Genomic DNA, 18,870 nt, shown 5'->3' on the forward strand with positions numbered 1-18,870 from the left:
ACGACGACAAGTGGGCGCCACCTGCCCCCCTCGGAACAGGAGCCCTTGATGACCTCGGACTACGACCTCATCGTCGTGGGCGGCGGACCGGCCGGCTCGACCGCCGCCACGGCCGTGGCCCTGCGCGGTCACCGGGTACTGCTGCTGGAACGGGAGACGTTCCCCAGGTACCAGATCGGCGAATCGCTGTTGCCCGCCACGGTGCACGGCCTGTGCCGGATCCTCGGAGTCGCCGACGAGGTCGCCGAGGCGGGCTTCACCCTCAAGCGGGGCGGGACCCTGCGCTGGGGCCGCACCCCCGAGCCCTGGCAGTTCTCCTTCGCCATGACGCCCCGCCTGCCGGAACCCACGGCGACGGCCTTCCAGGTGGAGCGGTCCCGCTTCGACGAGATCCTGCTGCGCAACGCCGAACGCGTCGGCGTCGAGGTGCGCGAGGGCAGCCCCGTACGCCGCGTGCTCACCGAGGGCGAGCGGGTGCACGGCGTCGAGTACACCGACCGGGACGGGACGACACGCACGGCACACGCCCGGTACGTGATCGACGCGTCCGGCAACACCAGCCGGCTCCACGGCGAGGTCGGCGGAGCGCGCGTGTACTCCGACTTCTTCCGCAACCTCGCCGTGTTCGGCTACTACGCGGGCGGCCGTCGGCTCCCCGAACCCAACAGCGGCAACATCTTCTGCGCCGCGTTCGACGCGGGCTGGCTCTGGTACATCCCGCTGCGTGACGACCTGACCAGCGTCGGCGCGGTGATCTCGCCCGAGCACTACGCGGCCGTCCAGCAGGACCCCCGCGCCGCCTGGCAGGACATGATCAAGGCATGCCCGGAAGTCGCACGGCTCCTCACTGACGCGCCGGTCGCGACCGAGCAGCCGTACGACCGGGTACGCGTCCGCAAGGACTACTCCTACTGGAAGACGTCCCTCTGGACCCCGGGCATGGCCCTGGTCGGCGATGCCGCGTGCTTCGTCGACCCGGTTCTCTCCTCGGGCGTACACCTGGCGACGTACGGCGCCCTGCTGGCAGCCCGCGCGGTGAACTCCGCCCTCGACGGCAGCGTCCCGGAGGAACGCGGCTTCGCGGAGTTCGAGGCGCGCTACCGTCGCGAGTACGGAGTGTTCTACGACTTCCTCATCGCCTTCTACGACATGGAGCGCAACGAGGACTCGTACTTCTGGGCTGCGAAGAAGGTCACCGAGGTCGACATCGACGAGGTCGCCGCCTTCGCCGAACTGGCCGGCGGGGTGGCCTCCGGCGACGAGGCGGTGGGCGCGACCGGCCGACTCGGCACCTACTGGAGCGCGGCCGCGGCCGAACTCGACGCCGCCGTGGACCACCTGACGGCACCCCAACAGCCCCGAACCAACCCCCTCCTCACCACCGAGGTCGTCGCCCACACCTTCCGCACCGGCAACGCCCTCCAGGAACAGGCCCTCTACGGCGGTCCCCTCGACGCCCCCACCGCCCTCACCCCCGACGCACTCACGGTCACCGAGGACGGCTTGTCCTGGGTGGTGTGAGCCGGACGAGTCGGGGTCTGAGATCACAAAGAGCCTTCACAGGTCCTGCCGCCGGGCGGCCCGTGCACGAGCCGCCTCGTGAGCGTCCCGCAGGAGGCGGACGACGGTGTCCGCTGTCCGCTCGCCGGGATTGACGACACAGAGCCAGCTCAGGGGGCCGTGGACGGGGTGTGGCAGGAGGGTGTCGGTGGAGGTGTAGTCGCGGGGGCGGGTGGTACCGCGGGGCTCCTCCCCCGTGAGCTCCTTGAACGTGGCGCGGTCGACGTGGATGTTCACGCGCCAGCGGTCCGGAGGGTCGAGGTCGCAAGCCGTGTCGTCGGGGTAGTCCTTGGTGACGATGGTTCCGTAGGGCTGGGTGTTGTGCGGGATCCGGCCGTCGGGGGCGTGGTAGAAGAACGCGTCACCCCATGCGAGCTCGGGAAAGTCGCCTTCCGGTCCCGGGAGGAGCACGAGGGCGCCGTCGAAGCCGCGCACGGCGGCGATGATCTGTTCCATACTCATGGTTCAAGCATCACCTTCAAGTGCTTCTGTGGGGTTCGGCGATGAGCGAGGCTTCGAGCGGTGCACGGCCGGTGCCGCTGAGAACGGTCGATGTCGCGAGAGCCTCGGGGTACTCGGTGCAACAGGTCCGCGACATGGAGCGGCTGGGAGTCATCCCCCCGGCCGCTCGCTCGGCCAATGGCTATCGCACCTACGCGTCCGTCCATGTACACGCCCTTGCGGCCTATCGAGGGCTCGCGAGCGCCGTGGGGCCGGTCACGGCCAGGGAGGTGCTCAGCCGAGTGCGCACTCAGCCCCTCGCCGAGGCCGCCTCGGCGATCAGCGAGCTGCATGTGCGGCTCGCACGCGAGCGTGAAGAGGCATTGCGTGCTCAGCAGGCGTTGCGGGCGATCCGGGACGAGGAGACGCCCGAGGTCGAGCTCGACGGCGACGCGATGACCATCACGCAGCTCGCCGGTGCGCTCAACGTCCGCCCCTCGACCCTGCGGTTCTGGGAGGAGGAGGGACTCGTCGTGCCCGAGCGGGTGACCTCCCTGCGAGCGCGCCGCTACGGCCTCCCGGCCATTCGCGCGGCCCGAATCGTCGCAGCCCTGCGCAACACCGGACACGGTATTCCCGCAGTGCGCGAGATCGTCGATTCGCTCCACCGGCTGGACGGTCGGGAGGAGACCCGGCGCATCCTGAGCGAACGCCTCGACCGGATCGCCGCACGCACCGTGGCCCTGCTCCGGGCGGGCGCGGATCTGGCAGCCGTCATCACTTCCCGGGAATCGCCCGGCCCACCTAGGGGAGAGACAGGGGCCGGGTCAGGGGTTTCTCCGGACGACGCATAGGGAGCACTGCCGCTACGGTTCGGCCATGAAGGCAGCGGTGCACAGCCGGTACGGGCCGCCGGAAGTGGTTACGGTCGCCGAGGTGGAGAAGCCGGCGGTCGGTGCGGACTACGTACTCGTGAAGGTCCACGCGACCACGGTGAACCGTACGGACTGTGCCTACCGTGCGGCCAAGCCGTTCTTCATGCGCGCGCTCACCGGCCTGACCCGGCCGCGGCGGCTCGTGCTCGGGACCGAGTACGCGGGTGGTGGAAGCGGTCGGCGGCGGTGTCACGTCGTTCGGTGTCGGCGACCGGGTGTTCGGCTACAACGAGGGCGAGTTCGGCGCCCATGCCGAGTACCTCGCCGTTCCGCAGGGCGGTGCTGTCGCGACGATGCCCGACGCGCTGACGTTCGAGGAGGCCGCGCCCGCCACCGAAGGGGCGCACTACGCCCTGGCGTTCCTGCGCGTCGCCCGAGTGCGCGCCGGGCAGGACGTCCTGGTCCACGGCGCGACCGGCGCCATCGGCTCGGCGGCGGTGCAGCTGCTCAAGCACCACGGAGTCACCGTGACCGCGGTGTGCGACACGGCCCGCGTGGAGCTGGTGAAGGGCCTCGGCGCGGACCGGGTCGTCGACTACTCCGTGCAGGACTTCACCGAGGACGAGCAGCGGTACGACGCCGTGTTCGACGCGGTCGGCAAGAGCACCTTCGGCCGGTGCAGGCGGCTGCTGAAGCCCGGCGGGCTGTATCTGTCGTCTGAGCTCGGCCCCGGCTGGCAGAACGTGCTCCTGCCGCTCGTGACCCCTCTGTTCCGGGGCAGGAAGGTGAAGTTCCCCATTCCGCGGCAGAGTCAGGAGATCGTGCGGCACATCGGGGAGCTGATCGAGGCCGGCGGCTTCAGGCCCGTCATCGACCGGCGCTATCCGCTGGAGCGGATCCCGGACGCCTACCGGTACGTCGAGACCGGGCAGAAGACCGGCGGCGTCGTCATCACCGTCGTACCGCCGAACTGACGGCGACCGCCACCCAGCCAGTTGCAGGCCCGGCCAACGCTTCAGTTCAGGCGGCGCACGACCTGGGCCTCGGCGCGTTCCACGGCGCCGCGGCCGTGGGTGTGGACCAGGGCCAGGTGGTACAGGGCCGGACTGACGGCGGCCCAGCGGCGGATGCGGTCCGGGCGCAGGAGGTAGCGGACCACATCCGCCGGGCGGAACGGGACGTACTCGATGCTCTGGTGCTCCCACCTGTCCGCGACGCCCCGTGACATACGGGAGCGCAGTGTCTCGCCCCGCAGGTTCATGAGGTGGGCTATGAAGTGGGCGCTCCACTGGCGCCGTTCGACGTCCAGGACGAAGGCGAGCATGGTGAGCGTGTACTCGTGCGGCTCCAGGGAGAGTTCCTCGCGCATGCCGCGTCGGGCCACCTCGTGGAGGTCGGGCGCGCTGCGGCCGGCCGAGTCGATGTGCCGGGAGAGCCCCTCGTTCACCGAGGAGCCCCAAAGGCCGGGCCCGGAGCGGACGTTGTGGGCACGGCGGCTGACGACGAGCAGGTGGTCGGCCGTGACCACGGCGATGTTCACCCCGAAGCTGCACTGCAGGAAGGCGGGGGCGTCCAGCGGGCGGTCGGGGTCGAGGTAACGGCCGCGCGGGGTGGTCCCGTCGGGCAGCCGGCGGTCGAGCTGCTGGGCCGCGAGGAAGGTGAAGTAGTCGGTGGGGAGCAGCCGCAGGAGCACCTCCGGCTGCTCCTCGAGTGCGGTGCGGGAGATCTCCAGGCCCTCGACGGCGTAGCGGGGGCCGTTCCAGGTGCGGACGCGTGTGCCGGTCTCCTCGGCCCGCTGTTCCGCCGCCTCGATCTCCGCCCGCCAGGGCGCCATCTCCTCGGGCAGGACCGCCTCGCCGTCCAGTACGCGGACCTGGACCGACTCCGGTGCGATGGCCTGCTCGCCGTCGCCCTCCACGATGAGGGCGGAGGTGTGAAGCGGACCGATCGAGAACGTCGACCAGGTCGACAGCGGCGAGCCGTCCTCACGGTACGTCAGGCTGCGCACCCTGGTGGCGAATCGGCGGCGGAGCCTGAACCAGGCGTCCTGGAGCGGCTGTTGGAACAGGATGGCGACGACCATGCCGCACACGGCGCCGACCATCCCGTTGACAAGATCGATTCCGGTCACAGGGTCGCAGCGTATAGCCTCGCGGCTGATTCGGCGTCATGTTCCCGCCGGGTGCCACGGGTTGCCCGGGTACGACGACTGCGGGGATCGATCGCCCAAGGAACGCGACCGAGCCGCCCGGCGGTGTTCTCCGCGGCGGGCGGCTCGCGTCACAGGTGTTCAGAGATCGAGGTCGGCGACGGCACTGTAGGCGTCCTGGGCCGCTGGACGACACCGGCCGGTGATGCCGATGGCGGGATTCGAACCCGCGTTACCCGCTTGAGAGGCGAAGTAGCCGCAGCCTGCGCACCTGAACACCCCGAACGCTAACCGCCCTCGGGGGATCCCCGCAGCTGCTTTTCCCGACGGGCCGTCCGCCGCCAACGCCCCTACGCCGTTCGGGGCTTCGGCGGCACGCACCGCCATGCGAGGACCGCGGCGACGAGGTAGGCGAGGGCGCCGATCGCCATGCTGGTGCGCAGTCCGGTGCTGTGGTCGGTGGCCGTGGCGAGGAGGCTGCCGCCGAGCGCCACGCCGGTGGCGCTGCCGATCTGGCGGGTGGTGTTGAACAGGGCGGAGGCGGTGCCCGAGTAGGCCGGGGGCGCGGCGCCCATCACGGTGGCGGTCGAGCCGGTCAGCGCGAAGGACGTGCCGAAGCCCGCGGCCATCATCGGTGCCACCAGCAGCGCGTACGCCGGGTCGGATCCCGCGGCGGCCCAGCCGGCCAGGCCCAGTGCGGCCAGGAGCATGCCGGAGACCACCAGCGGACGGTCGCCGGTACGGCGGGTCAGCCGTCCGGACAGGACGGAGGCGAACATCGTCATCGCGACCGCCGGGAACAGCGCCAGGCCGGTTTGGAGGGCGCTGTAGCCGCGCTGGTGCTGGAATTCCAGGCTGGCGGTGAAGACCATGCCGTAGAAGCCGAAGTTGAACAGCAGGCCGATGACGGCACCGCCGCTCATCGCGCGTGAGTGCAGCAGGTCCAGGGGGAGGGCGGGGGCGCGGGCGAGTCGCTCGCGTACCGCGAACGCCGCGGCGGCCAGCACGGCCAGGCCGAGGCCCACGAGTACCGCAGGGTCGGACCAGCCCCGCCGTCCGGCCTCGTTGAGCGAGGCCGTGAGGAGGGCCACCGCCGCGACGACCGCGCACTGGGCCGGCCAGTCGAGGGCGCGGGTGGCGCGCCGGGGCGAGGGGGACACGTGTCGCAGCGTCAGTGCGAGGCAGGCCGCGCCGACCGGGAGGTTGATGAGGAACACCCAGCGCCAGCCGATCGTGGTCACGAGCAGACCGCCCAGCAGCGGGCCGGCGGAGGCCGCGATGCCCGCCATCGAACCCCACAGCCCGAAGGCCCGGGCGCGTGCGGCCGGTGCCGGGTAGGCCTGCTGGAGCAGGGCCAGGGATCCGGGCACGATCAGTGCCGCGCCGAGCCCTTCCACCAGGCGGGCGGCGACCAGGAAGGGGGCGTTCGGCGCCAGCGCGCACGCGGCCGAGGACACCGTGAACACGCCTACGCCCGAGCAGAAGACGCGGCGGTTGCCGAGCCGGTCGCCCAGTGCGCCGCCACTCAGCAGGAACCCGGCGAATACCAGGGTGTAGCCGTCGGTGATCCACTGGATGCCGGTGAGCGAGGCCGACAACTCGCGGCCGATCACCGGGACGGCGACGTTGATGATCGTCACGTCCAGGATCACCATGAAGTATCCGGCGCAGACCGCCAGCAGCGGGGCCCAGGTACGTTGCCCCGGCTCGCCCTCACCGGCCGGCTCCCCGAACGCCACGGCCCCAACTCCATCTCGTTCACGGGAGTAAGACGTCGAGGTCACAGTAAGGGCTGAATGCCCCATACTTCGGGATCACGGCCACCTGGCCGGGGCTGTCGCTACTGCAACGCCTTCCGCGCGGCAGTCACGGCCTCCTCGTACCCGAGGGCCCCGTCGCGGTCCTTGTCGGCTTCCTCGAACGCCCGTTGGGCGTGAGCCCTGTCGATCCCGATGCCTCTGAGGGCTGCCAGGAATTCCTCGATGTCTATCCGACCGTCACCGTCCGCGTCGCCGATGATCCTCATCTGGTCGGTGACGGCCTTGAGATCCGGGTCCAGGGTGGTCATCTCGTCCTCCAGCCGGTCGTCTGGATGTGACTCCCTGCCAGGCTGGGTGATGACCGCGCCGCTCGCGTGCCCGGACGGCCGATCGAGTGACAGTCGCCTCACGCGTCCCTCGTCCCGCCTGGCTCCGCCCCGCGGCTCCCCCGCCCGTCCAGCCGACCGCCCTTGAGGCGGTTCAGCAGCGCCTCCGAGATCGCCACGGCGGACGGGTCGAGTGCGCTCTCGCCGTCCTCGACGTCCCAGAGCGCGTTCTGGAGCAGCCGCCCGAGGGTCCAGCCGGTCGCACGTGCGCGGTCGAGGTCGAGGACCGAGGTGAGGAGGTCGAAGCGGCGCCGGACGATCCGCAGCGTGTCGCCCTTCGCGACCAGTTCGTCCCACCTGCTGTTCAGAGCCGGCCACAGGTCGAACCCGGGGTCTCCGGCGAGCGGCTCGGGGTCGATGGCCAGCCATGGCTCGCGTTGGGCGGCGAGGACGTTGTCGTAGTGCAGGTCCCAGTGCAGCATCCGGTCGCCGGGCTCGCCGACCAGTTCGGCCACGGCCGACGCCCAGTCGAGCAGGAGCCGACGGTCCGCCGGGTCGGTGAGGGTCGTGGCGGCCCGGGGGACCTGTTCGAGCATCTCCGTGGCGATGTCGCCGAGGCCCCGCAGCCCGGGTGGCGCCGGTACGCGGACCAGCCGGGACTGGAGCTCGGCGAGGATGTCCATCGCGACGTCGTCGTCCTCGATCGACGTCAGCGCGCGGGTGGCGTCCAGGCGCTCCAGGAGCATGCTCGCGCTCGTCGGATCATGGTCGAGCAGCCGCACAATGCCCCCGCCGTCCCAGGTACGCAGCCCGACGAGCGCCGCTGCGGTCTCCTCTCTCGGCATCTGGAGCTTCAGCACCGCGCGTGTGCCGTCCCGGCGCAGCACCGGCAGCACCAGCGAGGCCTCCCCGGAGCCGGGCGCGCCGTCGCGTCGCAGGTCCCAGCGGTCCAGGACGTCCGCGGCGAGGGCCGGCAGGCCGGCGATCCAGGCCCTCCCCCCGTCGCCGAAGGCTCTTGCGTACGACCAAGCCAGGGAGTGGGGAACCTCGACCGCTTCCAAGGGGCTCAAATCGGGCTTCCTTCGATGGGGACGACGGGGATCGCGCCTCGCACGGCAACCTATCGGAGCGGCGGGGGCGCCCTGGGGCCCCAGCCGCCTCGCTACGTGCCTCGCCACCGGTCTCCGGACCCCCTGCGCGCTGTGCGTGACATGCTGGGTGCAAGGCCGACGGAGGCGAGCCGAAGGGTGGCGTACGCGATGGACTGGGCTCTGTTCGCGCAGCGGATGGCGTCGATGGCGCGGGATCTGCTGGCTCAGGAGTCGGTCGACGCGACCTTGGAACGGATCACCCACTCCGCGGTCGAGCTCGTGGAGGGGTGCCACGCGGCCGGGATCCTGGTGCTGCACGGCAAGCAGGTACAGACTCTGGCGCCCACGCATGAGCTGGTCGTCGAGAGCGACAAGTTGCAGGAGCAGATGGGTGAGGGGCCGTGCTTCGACGCCGCCCGCGCCAAGGATGGCGAGCGGGTTCGCCGTATCCCTGACTTCACCGAGGAGGAGCCGCGGTGGCCCTCCTACGCGCCCGAGGCCCGGCGGCTCGGCATCGGCAGCATGATGGGCTTCCTGCTGTACACCGAGGACGAGGATCTCGGTGCGCTGAACATCTACTCGCGCGAGGCCGGCGCCTTCACCGACGCCAGCGAACTGGCGGGCTGGCTGCTGGCCTCCCATGCCGCGGTCGCCTTCTCCAGCGCCCGCACGCATGCCCAGATGGAGCACGCCGTCGCCACCCGCCACATGATCGGCGAAGCCATGGGCATCGTCATGGGCAGCCATGACCTCAGCGAGGAGCAGGCATTCGACGTACTGCGCCGCTACTCGCAGGAGAACAACATCAAGCTCCGCGAGGTCGCCCGGCTGATCTGCGAGCACGGCAGCCTGTCTGAATAAGGAGCGGCTCCCCCGGCTCGTGGTCTGAACCAGAGGAGCCTGGCCGGACCCGGCCCCCAGGGGAACGCCGCCGCGACCGGCCTCTTACGCCAAGTCCCCAGCCACGTCCGTTTCACGCCGCCCGGAGCCGCACTATCGGTTCTCTTGTGCGAACGGGTGGTGGCGGGCCAGTCCCCCACCGGAAATACCACTGGAGACGAGACGGTTCGTTTTGCTATGGTGGATGCGTGACTTTCTACTACTTCCGCTGAGTCCGGGCACGGCCCTCGCCGCCGTTTCCGCCGCCCGTAGACCCTTCGCATCCCCAGAGGAAGTCACATGCGCGAACGCGCCCACACCTCCATGCCCGCTGCCGTGGCGCAGCTGTCCGTCAAGGACGTCACCAAGTCCTACGGCACCCGGATCGTCCTCGACCAGGTCACCTTCACCGTCCGCCCGGGCGAGAAGGCCGCCGTCATCGGCGAGAACGGCTCCGGCAAGTCGACCCTGCTGCGGCTGCTCGCCGCGGCCGAGGCGCCGGACGCCGGGGAACTCACCGTCCGCTTCCCGGGCGGCGTCGGCCACCTCGCCCAGACCCTCGACCTCGACCCGGACTGCACCGTGCAGGACGCCGTCGACCTCGCCCTCACCGAACTGCGCGACATGGAGCGGCGGTTGCGTGCGGCGGAGGAACGTCTCGGCGAGGCGTCCGAGGACGAGCTCGCCGCGTACGGCGAGCTGCTGATCGCGTACGAGGAACGCGGCGGCTACGAGGCCGACGTACGGGTCGAGGCCGCCATGCACGGGCTCGGGCTCGCCGGGATCACCCGGGACCGTGCGCTCGGCTCGCTCTCCGGTGGTGAGCAGTCCCGGCTCGCGCTCGCCTGTGTGCTGGCCGCCGCCCCCGAGCTGCTGCTTCTCGACGAGCCGACCAACCACCTCGACGCGGCGGCCGTGCACTGGCTGGAGGACCACCTGCGCGCACACCGCGGCACGGTGGTCGCCGTCACCCATGACCGCGGGTTCCTGGAGCGTGTCGCCACGGCGATCCTGGAGGTCGACCGAGACGCGCGCACCGTGCATCGCCACGGCGACGGCTGGACCGGATTCCGCGCCGCGAAGGCGGCCGCCCGGCGGCGCGCCGAGCAGGACCACGTCGAGTGGGTCCAGGAGGTGGCCCGTATCGAGGAACTCCTGGACGCCGCCGGGAAGCGACTGGCCATCACCGGGAAGGACCCGCGACAGGGCTTCGGCAAGCACCGTCGCTCGCACGAGGCGAAGCTCGGCGGCCAGGTGCGCGCGGCGCGCGAACGGCTGGCTCACCTGCGACGCACCCCGGTGGCGGCACCACCGCAGCAACTGCGCTTCACGGCGGCGCTGTCGGCAACAGGTGACGAGCATCCGGCCGACCAGGACCACGACCGTCCCCTCGTCGAGCTCACCGGCGTGGCGGTCGGGGCCCGGCTGCGCCTGGACGGCGCCCTGACCGTCGCACCAGGACAGCGGCTGCTGGTCACGGGCGAGAACGGGGCCGGCAAGACGACACTGCTCCGCGTCCTGGCCGGTGACCTCGAACCGGACGCCGGCACGGTGCGCCGCCCCGCCCGGATCGGGTACCTGGCACAGGAGCTCCCGGCCCGTTCCACGCGGCTGCCGCTGCTCGCCGCGTTCGCGGCCGGACGGCCCGGGCTACCGGACGAGTACGCCGATGAGCTGCTGTCGCTGGGCCTGTTCCGTGCGGAGGACCTGCACGTCCCGGTCGCGGCACTGTCCGCGGGGCAGCAGCGACGGCTCCAGATCGCCTCGCTGGTGACCCGGCCCGCCGACCTCCTCGTACTCGACGAGCCCACGAATCACCTCGCGCTCGACCTCGTAGAGGATCTGGAGGCGGCACTCGCGCTCTACCCGGGAGCGGTGGTGGCGGTCTCGCACGACCGCAGCTTCCGCGAGCACTTCCCGGGCGAACGGCTCGAACTGCGCGGCGGCCGGAGGCACTGAGATGAGGGGACGTGGACGGAGCGGCTCCGTGCGCCCGGTCGGTCACGTCCCCCACTTCGACGGCGGTCGTACCATGGCCGGACCGCACCGTCACCGCCTCGAGGAGTCACCGTGGCCCGCCCTCGCACCGCCGCCCGGACCGTGGAGCATCCCGACCTCTCCGAGGTGTCGCTCCAGCAGGTCATGGACGCGCTGGTGGACCCGGTCCGGCGCACGGTGGTGTTCCAGCTCGCCCGGGCGGACGAGGACATGAGCTGCGGCAGGTTCGACGCGCCGGTGTCGCTCTCGACGCTCACCCATCACTTCAACGTGCTGCGCGAGGCCGGAGTGATCCGGCAGTACTACCAGGGGACGGCCAAGATGAACACGTTGCGCACGGAGGAGATGGAGGAGCGGTTCCCCGGCCTGCTGTCCTCGGTAGTGGCGGCAGCCGTCGCGGAGGCGGCGACGGGCACCCCCTGACTCCGCCGACCGGAGGACTTAACTTCGATGGCAATCAAACTTTGACAGTCATCGAAGTTTGTAGCAGGGTGGGCGTGCGCGCCGGCCCGACGCGGCGCGCTTCCCCGACCCCTGCTCCGAGGACGGATGCGCCATGGCACGACTCGTACAGTTCGACAAGCTCGGCGGCCCCGAGGTCCTGACCCTCCGCGAGACCGAGACGGGCGCTCCGGGCGCCGGTGAGGTGCGGATCCGCGTCGACGCGATCGGTCTGAACCGGGCCGAGCTCATGTACCGCGAGGGCAGTTACTTCTACGAGCCGGTCTTCCCCTCCACGCTCGGCTACGAGGCGGCGGGCGTCGTAGAGGCGGTCGGCCAGGGCGTGGAGGTCTTCGCCGAGGGCGACCCGGTGGCGGTCGTGCCGTCGTTCCTCCAGACCGACTACGGCACCTACGGCGACCACGTCGTCGTCCCGGCCTCCGCGGTCGTGCCCCGCCCCGCCGAGGTCGACCCCGTGAGCGCGGCCGCCGTATGGATGGCCTACGTCACCGCGTACGGCCCCCTCGCCGAGAGCGGCCATGTGCGTCCGGGCGACCACGTACTGATCACCGCGGCCTCCAGCAGCGTCGGACTGGCCGCGATCCAGATCGCCCGGCACATCGGGGCGATCCCGATCGCGACCACCCGCGGCACCGGCAAGAAGCAGCGCCTCCTGGACGCCGGCGCGGCCCACGTCATCGTCACCGACGAGGAGGACCTCCCCACCCGCGTCAAGGAGATCACCGGCGGCGAGGGCGTGCGCCTGGCGTTCGACCCGGTGGCCGGGCCCGGCGTGGAGACCGTCGCGCAGGGCATCGCGCCCGGCGGTTTCCTCGTGGTCTACGGCGCTCTCGACCCGCGCCCCACTCCCCTGCCCAACGCGCGGTCCTACCCGGCGCTGTCCAGCAGCACCTACACCCTCTTCGAGATCACCACGAACCCGGAGCGGCTGCGCCGCGCGGTCGCGTTCGTGAACTCGGGCCTCGCCTCTGGGTCGTTCACCCCGGTGGTCGACCGCACCTTCGACCTCACGGAGATCGCCGAGGCCCACCGGTACATGGCGGCGGGCGACCAGGTCGGCAAGATCGTCGTCACGGTGGACCACGGGCAGAGCGAGTAGCCGGGGTTCACGCCCTCGCGCGGCCTCCGTCCTAAGGGACTGTTAGGTCTTCGTTCGCGCTGTTGAACGGGGCTGCCGGGCCATCGACTCTGTGTGCCTCCGGGCCGCAGACAAGGGAGTTCTCGATGGCCACACAGACCACGACCGCGGATACGCGGAAGTCGCGTCAGGGCGAACGCAGGGTTGTCAGCAACATCGTGCGAGGCTCGATCGGCAATCTGATCGAGTGGTACGACTGGTACGCGTACACCGCGTTCAGCGTGTACTTCGCCGCCGCGTTCTTCCCGTCCGGCGACCAGACCGCACAGTTGCTGAACACCGCAGCCGTGTTCGCCGTCGGCTTCCTGATGCGGCCGATCGGCGGCTGGGTACTGGGGCGGTACGCCGACCGGCGGGGGCGGCGCTCGGCGCTGACGCTGTCGGTGACCTTGATGGCGGCCGGTTCGCTGATCGTGGCGCTGACACCGTCCTACGACACGATCGGCGTCGTCGCGCCGGTGCTGCTGGTGACCGCGCGGCTGCTGCAAGGGCTGTCGGTCGGCGGGGAGTACTCGACCTCGGCCACCTATATGTCGGAGGTCGCCTCGCCCGGCCGGCGCGGCTACTACTCCAGCTTCCAGTACGTCACCCTCATCGCCGGGCAGCTGACGGCCCTCGGCCTCCAGATCATCCTGCAGCAGCTGCTCAGCGACACGCAGATGGAGTCGTGGGGCTGGCGGATCGCTTTCGTCGTCGGTGCCGCCGGGGCGATCGTCGTGCTGTGGCTGCGGCGCGGCATGGACGAGTCGGAGAGCTTCGAGCGCGTGGCCGCCGAGGGCGAGAAGGGCTCCGGTCCGGCTCGTGGCAGCCTGCGCATGCTGCTGTCGTACCCCCGGCAGTGCCTGATCGTCGTCGGCCTGACCATGGGCGGCACGCTGTTCTTCTACACGTACACGACGTACCTGCAGAAGTTCATGGTCAACACCAGCGGCATCGCCAAGCCGACGGCGGCCTGGATCAACTTCTTCGCGCTGCTGGTGTTCGTCCTGCTCCAGCCGGTCATGGGGCTGCTGTCCGACCGGATCGGGCGGCGTCCGATGCTGATCGGGTTCGGTGTGCTGGGGGCGATCGTGGTGGTGCCCTCGCTGACCCTCCTGTCGCACACCAGCGATCCCGTGTACGCGTTCCTGCTCATGGTCGGCCCGCTGGCCGTCAGCTCCCTGTACACGTCGATCAGCGCGGTCGTGAAGGCCGAGCTGTTCCCGACGTCGATCCGGGCGCTGGGCGTCGGTCTGCCCTACGCACTGACGGTGGCCCTGTTCGGCGGGACCGCCGAGTACGTCGCCCTGTGGTTCAAGGACGCCGGCCACGAGAGCTGGTACTTCTACTACGTCACCGCCTGCGTCCTGGTCTCCCTGCTCGTCTACATTCGGATGCGCGAGACGTCGGACGGATCGCCGCTGGAGAGCGAGGCCAAGGACTGACCGGGAGGGTGGCGAGCGTGCGCGTACTGCTGGCCGAGGACGACGACGGGGTGGCCGGTGCCCTGACCGAGGCCCTGTACGAGCACGGTCATCTGCCCACCCGGGTGCGGCGCGGCGAGGACGTACTCGCCCGCCACCGCCAGGCCGACCTGCTGTTGCTCGACCTCGGCCTGCCGGACCTCGACGGGCTGGAGGTCCTGCGCAAGCTCCGCGCGGTGAGCGGCCTTCCGGTCGTGGTCCTCACCGCGCGGGGCGACGAACGGTCGGTGGTGCGCGGCCTGCGGCTGGGCGCCGACGACTACCTGGTCAAGCCGGTGCGGCTGGCCGAGCTGCTGGCCCGGATCGAGGCCGTGACCCGCCGGGCCGCGACGCCGACCACCCCGGCGGCACCCGCGCCGCGCACGGCCCGCGCCGGTGACGTCGAGGTCGATCTCGACGCGCGCCGGGTGACGGTGGGCGGTGCGGAGGTGCGGCTGACCACGAAGGAGTTCGCGGTGCTGGCCGCGCTGGCGGGCCGGGCCGGCACGGCGGTCAGCCGCCAGCAACTGATGGACGAGGTGTGGGGCGACGCCTATCTCTCGGTGTCCCGCTCCCTCGACGTCCACCTCACCCAGCTGCGGGCCAAGCTCGGCCGACCGGAAGTGCTGACCACGATCCGCGGCTTCGGCTACCGGTTCGGCGGCTGAAGCGGGCCATGCGTACTCGAGTGCTGACCGTCGTCCTGGCCTTCGCGGTGCTCGCGGTGGCCGGTTTCGCGGTGCCGCTGCTCGGTGTCACCGCCACCCAGCGCACCGAGCAGCTCGTCGCGGCCCGCACCGGTGACCTCGACCGCTTCGCCGGGCTGGCCGAGCAGGCCGCCGAGAGCGGCGACACCGGGGCGCTGACGGCCGAGGTGAAGCGGTATGCCGACCTGTACGGCGAGGCGGTCGTGGTCGTCGACGCCCGTCGCGCGCCAGTCGTGCAGGCGGGCGGTCTGCGCGCCACGGACCCGGTCGTCGCGAGGCTGGTCGACGCGGCGCTGCGCAACCAGCGCGTCTCGCCCGGCGGCACGCTGCGCCCCTGGTCTCGCGGCGACCGACTGCTCGCCCGCCCGGTGGGCACCGGCACCCGGGTGTCCGGCGCCGTGGTACTGCGGGCGTCGGTGCGGGCCGCCGCGGACGACATAGCCCTGCGCTGGGCACTGGTCCTGGCCGGGGCGGGCCTGTTCGCGGTGGCCTGCGTGCTGCTCGCCCGCGCCGCCACGCGGTGGGTCGTGCGGCCCCTGCACCACCTGGACCGGGCGGTCGGCGCGCTCGCGGCGGGGCTGCCGGCCGAGCACGCCCGGGCCGGCGGGCCGCCCGAGCTGCGGCAGCTGGCCACCGGCTTCAACCGCATGGCCGACGCGGTGACCACGGCACTGGAACAGCAGCGGCGGCTGGTCGCCGACACCTCCCACCAGCTGCGCAATCCGCTGGCCGCGCTGCGCCTGCGCATCGACTCCCTCCAGCTGCGGCTGCCCGACTCCGCCACCCGCACGTACACGGGCGTGACCGGCGAGCTGGAACGCATGGAGCACCTCCTGGACGATCTGCTCGCCCTGGCGAACGCCGAGCACCGCGCCGGCGAGCTGGCCGTGACGGACGCGCCGGAGGCGTGCTGCGACGCGACCGGGGTCGCCGCGGCCCAGGTGCAGCTGTGGCAACCGGTCGCCGAACAGGCGGGGGTCCGCCTCGACCAGGCCCCCGGCGCTGTCGTCCGCATGGCCTGCACGGAGGGTGAGCTGGCCCAGGTCGCCGACATCCTCCTGGACAACGCGATCAAGTACGCCGGGAGCGGCGCCCGCGTCGAAACGCGCTGCTTCACCGAGGGCCCGCACGCGGTGTTCGAGGTACGGGACGACGGCCCGGGCCTCGGCACGGCGGAACTGCCGCAGGCGGGCACCCGGTTCTGGCGCTCCGAGCGCCACCGTGACGTGCGCGGCAGCGGCCTCGGTCTGGCGATCGCCGAGCAGTTGGTGGCCGGGCGCGGCGGTCACGTCGAGTTCGCGTCGGCCGAGCCGCACGGCCTGCGGGTCAGGGTCGTACTCCCGCGCGCCGACGAGGAGACGACGTCGGCCGGGAAGGGACGTACGAAATGACCGGCCCGACCCGCCGCACCGTCCTGCGCGCCGCCGTCGGCGTGGCCTGCACGGGACTGCTCGCGGCCGCCGGCACGGCCGACGCCCGGCACACGGACCGGGGCCCGGAGGGCAGGCTGCGGATCGCGACCGGCGAGTCCGGCAACCTCTACGCGGCCTTCGGCCGGCTCCTCGCCGACCAGGTGCGGGCGGCCTACCCCCGGCTGTCCTGCGAGGTGATCCACAGCGAGGCCAGCGTCGACAACATCCGCATGCTCCAGGCCCGCCGGGCCGACGTGGCGCTGTCCCTGGCCGACATCGCGTGGGCCGCGTACGACGGGTCGGCACCGTTCGGCCGCCCGGTCCCGCTGCGGTCGATCGGCCGGGTGTACGAGAACTATCTCCAGCTCGCGGTGCGTGCCGACGCGCCGATCCGTACGGTCGCCGACCTGGCGGGGCACACGGTCTCGCTGGGCGCGCCCGCGTCCGGCGGCGCCGTCCTCGGCGACCGTCTGCTGCGGGCCGCGGGACTGACCCCTGGGGCCGACGTCCAGGTCCGCCGCCTGCTGCTGCCGCAGGCGGTTCGCGCCATGCGGGACGGGGCGATCGACGCGCTGCTGGTGTCGGGCGGCCTGCCGCTGCCCGCGCTCTCCGGGCTCGGCGCCCGGCGCGGCATACGGCTGCTGCCGCTGGCCTCGCTGCTCCCCCGCCTGCGGGCCGGCACGGAGCCCTCCGGGCCGGGCCTCGAGGCGGTTACGGTGCCGGCCGGCGCGTACCGGGGCACGCCCGAGGTGACCACGATCGGCGTCGCCAACCTGCTGCTGTGCCGCCCCGATCTGCCCTCCCCCGTCGCCGCCGCCCTCACCGACGTCCTGGTCCGCCGCGCCACCCACCTCGTCCCGACCTCGGCCCTGGGCACCCAGTTCCTGGACGCCCGCAGCCTGATCTCGACCGGGTCCGTACCGCTGCATCCGGGGGCGGTCGTCGCGTACCGCGAACTGCACGGCTAGCTGTCGGCCGGGGTGTGTCACCGACCTGCCCCGCCGCTGACCTATCTTGGCCTGCATGCAGGCATACACGATCGGCCAGGCCGCACGGCTGCTCGGCGTCAGTCCGGACACCGCGCGGCGGTGGGCGGACGCGGGGCGGGTGGCGACCCATCGCGACGAGAGCGGCAGACGCCTCATCGACGGGAAGGACCTGGCCGCCTTCTCGGTGGAGCTCGCGAAGGGCGGCAGCGGCGAGGAGGACGCCTCCTACACCTCGGTCCGCAACGCCTTCCCGGGCATCGTCACCGCGATCAAGCTGGGTGACGTGGCGGCCCAGGTGGAGATCCAGGCCGGACCGCACCGGCTGGTGTCGCTGCTGACACGGGAGGCCGTGGAGGAGTTGGGGCTCGAGGTCGGGATGGAGGCCACCGCCCGGGTGAAGTCGACGAACGTGCACATCGACCGCGTGTGAGGGTGGTGGGCGGTGACCTCCCCGGTCACCGGGTGACGGAGCGCCGGGTCACTTGGTGACCGAGTAGGAGTGGGCGCCGGTCCCGGCGAGGGCTCCCCCGTCGACGATCAGGTACTCGTCGCGGATGGGGCGGCCGGTGAACCAGGACTCCAGGATCTCCCGCGTGCCGGCCGCGTAACGGGCCTGCGCCGACAGGGAGGAGCCCGAGATGTGCGGGGTCATGCCCTGGTGCGGCATGGTGCGCCAGGGGTGATCGGCGGGGGCCGGCTGCGGATACCAGACGTCGCCCCCGTACCCGGCCAACTGCCCGCTGCGCAGGGCGCGGTCGACGGCGTCACGATCGACGATCCTCGCCCGGGCCGTGTTGATGAGGTACGCGCCGCGCTTCATCGTCGCCAGCAGCTTGTCACCGAACAGGCCCTCCGTCTCCGGGTGCAGCGGCGCGTTGATCGTGACGACGTCGCAGTGCGGCACCATGTCGGCGGCCGTCGCGTGGAAGGTGAGCCCCAGCTCCTCCTCCACCTCGCGCGGCAGCCGGTGCCGGTCGGTGTAGTGCAGCTTCACGTCGAAGGGCGCGAGGCGGCGCAGCACCGCGAGGCCGATCCGCCCGGCGGCGACCGTGCCGACGTGCATGCCCTCCAGGTCGTAGGAGCGGGCCACGCAGTCGGCGATGTTCCAGCCGCCGTCCAGCACGACCTGATGGGACGGCAGGTAGTTGCGCACCAGGGACAGCGTCGTCATCACCACGTGTTCGGCGACGCTGATGCTGTTGCAGTACGTCACCTCGGCGACCGTCACGCCGTGCGCGATCGCCGCGTCGAGGTCGACGTGGTCCGAGCCGATGCCCGCGGTGACGGCCAGCTTGAGGTTCCTGGCGGCGGCGATCCGCTCCGCGGTGAGGTACGCCGGCCAGAACGGCTGCGAGATGACGATGTCCGCGTCGGGCAGCTCGCGGTCGAAGACGGACCCGTCGCCGTCCTTGTCCGAGGTGACGACGAGGGTGTGGCCGGCCTTCTCCAGGTAGTCGCGCAGGCCGAGTTCGCCGGAGACGCTGCCGAGGAGGTGGCCGGGGGTGAAGTCGACGGCCTCGGGGCTGGGGGTGGTCTGGCCGCCGGGGTAGTGGTCGATGGCGGGGAGGTCGTCGCGGGCGTACGTCGTCGGGTATCCGTCGGTGGGGTCGTCGTACAGGACGCAGAGCACCTTGGCCATGT

The 18,870-nt window shown here is 71.8% G+C and carries 17 protein-coding genes and 1 pseudogene; 12 read left to right on the forward strand and 6 right to left on the reverse strand.

Annotated features, from left to right (window positions below; genetic code table 11):
* The first annotated feature begins 48 nt into the window (after nucleotides 1-48).
* A complete protein-coding gene (locus PGH47_RS01865) occupies nucleotides 49-1,521 on the forward strand; it encodes an FAD-dependent oxidoreductase (protein ID WP_271661892.1) in 1,473 nt (490 codons plus the stop codon).
* A 36-nt stretch (nucleotides 1,522-1,557) separates the two neighbouring features.
* Here the strand turns inward: PGH47_RS01865 and PGH47_RS01870 are convergent, their stop codons facing one another.
* Nucleotides 1,558-2,016, reverse strand: a complete 459-nt coding sequence (locus tag PGH47_RS01870) for a DUF6194 family protein (protein ID WP_271667953.1) — start codon at nucleotides 2,014-2,016, stop codon at nucleotides 1,558-1,560.
* Nucleotides 2,017-2,063: 47 nt separating this feature from the next.
* Here PGH47_RS01870 and PGH47_RS01875 point away from each other — a divergent pair, with 47 nt between their 5' ends.
* Together PGH47_RS01875 and PGH47_RS01880 are read left to right on the forward strand one after the other, a co-directional pair.
* On the forward strand, nucleotides 2,064-2,855 hold the full coding sequence (locus PGH47_RS01875; protein ID WP_271661893.1) for a MerR family transcriptional regulator: 792 nt from the start codon (nucleotides 2,064-2,066) through the stop codon (nucleotides 2,853-2,855).
* Between the two features lie 245 nt (nucleotides 2,856-3,100).
* Entirely contained in the window at nucleotides 3,101-3,850 is a 750-nt protein-coding gene (locus PGH47_RS01880; RefSeq protein ID WP_271661894.1) for an NAD(P)-dependent alcohol dehydrogenase, read from the forward strand.
* A gap of 41 nt (nucleotides 3,851-3,891) precedes the next feature.
* Here the strand turns inward: PGH47_RS01880 and PGH47_RS01885 are convergent, their stop codons facing one another.
* The 4 genes and pseudogenes from PGH47_RS01885 to PGH47_RS01900 form a co-directional block, all read right to left on the reverse strand.
* Nucleotides 3,892-5,007: a hypothetical protein gene (locus PGH47_RS01885; protein ID WP_271661895.1), complete on the reverse strand. Its 1,116-nt coding sequence runs from the start codon at nucleotides 5,005-5,007 to the stop codon at nucleotides 3,892-3,894.
* Between the two features lie 368 nt (nucleotides 5,008-5,375).
* Nucleotides 5,376-6,764 (reverse strand): MFS transporter, encoded by a 1,389-nt coding sequence (locus PGH47_RS01890; protein WP_271661896.1) that lies wholly within the window; start codon nucleotides 6,762-6,764, stop codon nucleotides 5,376-5,378.
* Between the two features lie 101 nt (nucleotides 6,765-6,865).
* Nucleotides 6,866-7,093, reverse strand: a complete 228-nt coding sequence (locus PGH47_RS01895; RefSeq protein ID WP_271661897.1) for an EF-hand domain-containing protein — start codon at nucleotides 7,091-7,093, stop codon at nucleotides 6,866-6,868.
* A gap of 176 nt (nucleotides 7,094-7,269) precedes the next feature.
* Nucleotides 7,270-8,181, reverse strand: a pseudogene (locus PGH47_RS01900) (aminoglycoside phosphotransferase family protein); the annotation flags it as partial.
* Between the two features lie 189 nt (nucleotides 8,182-8,370).
* Here PGH47_RS01900 and PGH47_RS01905 point away from each other — a divergent pair.
* From PGH47_RS01905 to PGH47_RS01945, 9 genes are all read left to right on the forward strand, one after another.
* A complete protein-coding gene (locus PGH47_RS01905) occupies nucleotides 8,371-9,063 on the forward strand; it encodes a GAF and ANTAR domain-containing protein (RefSeq protein WP_271661898.1) in 693 nt (230 codons plus the stop codon).
* Between the two features lie 318 nt (nucleotides 9,064-9,381).
* Nucleotides 9,382-11,040 carry a ribosomal protection-like ABC-F family protein gene (abc-f, locus tag PGH47_RS01910; RefSeq protein ID WP_271661899.1) on the forward strand — a complete coding sequence of 553 codons (1,659 nt, stop codon included), beginning with the start codon at nucleotides 9,382-9,384 and terminating at the stop codon, nucleotides 11,038-11,040.
* A gap of 111 nt (nucleotides 11,041-11,151) precedes the next feature.
* Entirely contained in the window at nucleotides 11,152-11,502 is a 351-nt protein-coding gene (locus PGH47_RS01915) for an ArsR/SmtB family transcription factor (protein WP_376053197.1), read from the forward strand.
* Between the two features lie 133 nt (nucleotides 11,503-11,635).
* Nucleotides 11,636-12,640: a zinc-dependent alcohol dehydrogenase family protein gene (locus tag PGH47_RS01920; protein WP_271661900.1), complete on the forward strand. Its 1,005-nt coding sequence runs from the start codon at nucleotides 11,636-11,638 to the stop codon at nucleotides 12,638-12,640.
* Between the two features lie 125 nt (nucleotides 12,641-12,765).
* The gene (locus tag PGH47_RS01925; protein WP_271661901.1) at nucleotides 12,766-14,103 is read left to right on the forward strand and encodes an MFS transporter; all 1,338 of its coding nucleotides are present in this window, start codon (nucleotides 12,766-12,768) and stop codon (nucleotides 14,101-14,103) included.
* Between the two features lie 17 nt (nucleotides 14,104-14,120).
* Nucleotides 14,121-14,789, forward strand: a complete 669-nt coding sequence (locus PGH47_RS01930; RefSeq protein WP_271661902.1) for a response regulator transcription factor — start codon at nucleotides 14,121-14,123, stop codon at nucleotides 14,787-14,789.
* Between the two features lie 8 nt (nucleotides 14,790-14,797).
* A complete protein-coding gene (locus PGH47_RS01935; RefSeq protein WP_271661903.1) occupies nucleotides 14,798-16,219 on the forward strand; it encodes a sensor histidine kinase in 1,422 nt (473 codons plus the stop codon).
* The gene (locus PGH47_RS01940) at nucleotides 16,216-17,208 is read left to right on the forward strand and encodes a TAXI family TRAP transporter solute-binding subunit (RefSeq protein ID WP_271661904.1); all 993 of its coding nucleotides are present in this window, start codon (nucleotides 16,216-16,218) and stop codon (nucleotides 17,206-17,208) included. The genes PGH47_RS01935 and PGH47_RS01940 overlap by 4 nt, the downstream gene beginning before the upstream one ends.
* Nucleotides 17,209-17,263: 55 nt before the next feature.
* Nucleotides 17,264-17,659, forward strand: coding sequence for a TOBE domain-containing protein (locus tag PGH47_RS01945; RefSeq protein WP_030955054.1), 396 nt, complete (start codon nucleotides 17,264-17,266; stop codon nucleotides 17,657-17,659).
* A 48-nt stretch (nucleotides 17,660-17,707) separates the two neighbouring features.
* Here the strand turns inward: PGH47_RS01945 and PGH47_RS01950 are convergent, their stop codons facing one another.
* Entirely contained in the window at nucleotides 17,708-18,868 is a 1,161-nt protein-coding gene (locus PGH47_RS01950) for an NAD-dependent formate dehydrogenase (RefSeq protein ID WP_271661905.1), read from the reverse strand.
* Nucleotides 18,869-18,870: the final 2 nt, after the last annotated feature.

Origin of the sequence: Streptomyces sp. HUAS 31 (assembly GCF_028198125.1) — a bacterium.
Taxonomy (GTDB): Bacteria; Actinomycetota; Actinomycetes; order Streptomycetales; family Streptomycetaceae; genus Streptomyces; species Streptomyces chartreusis.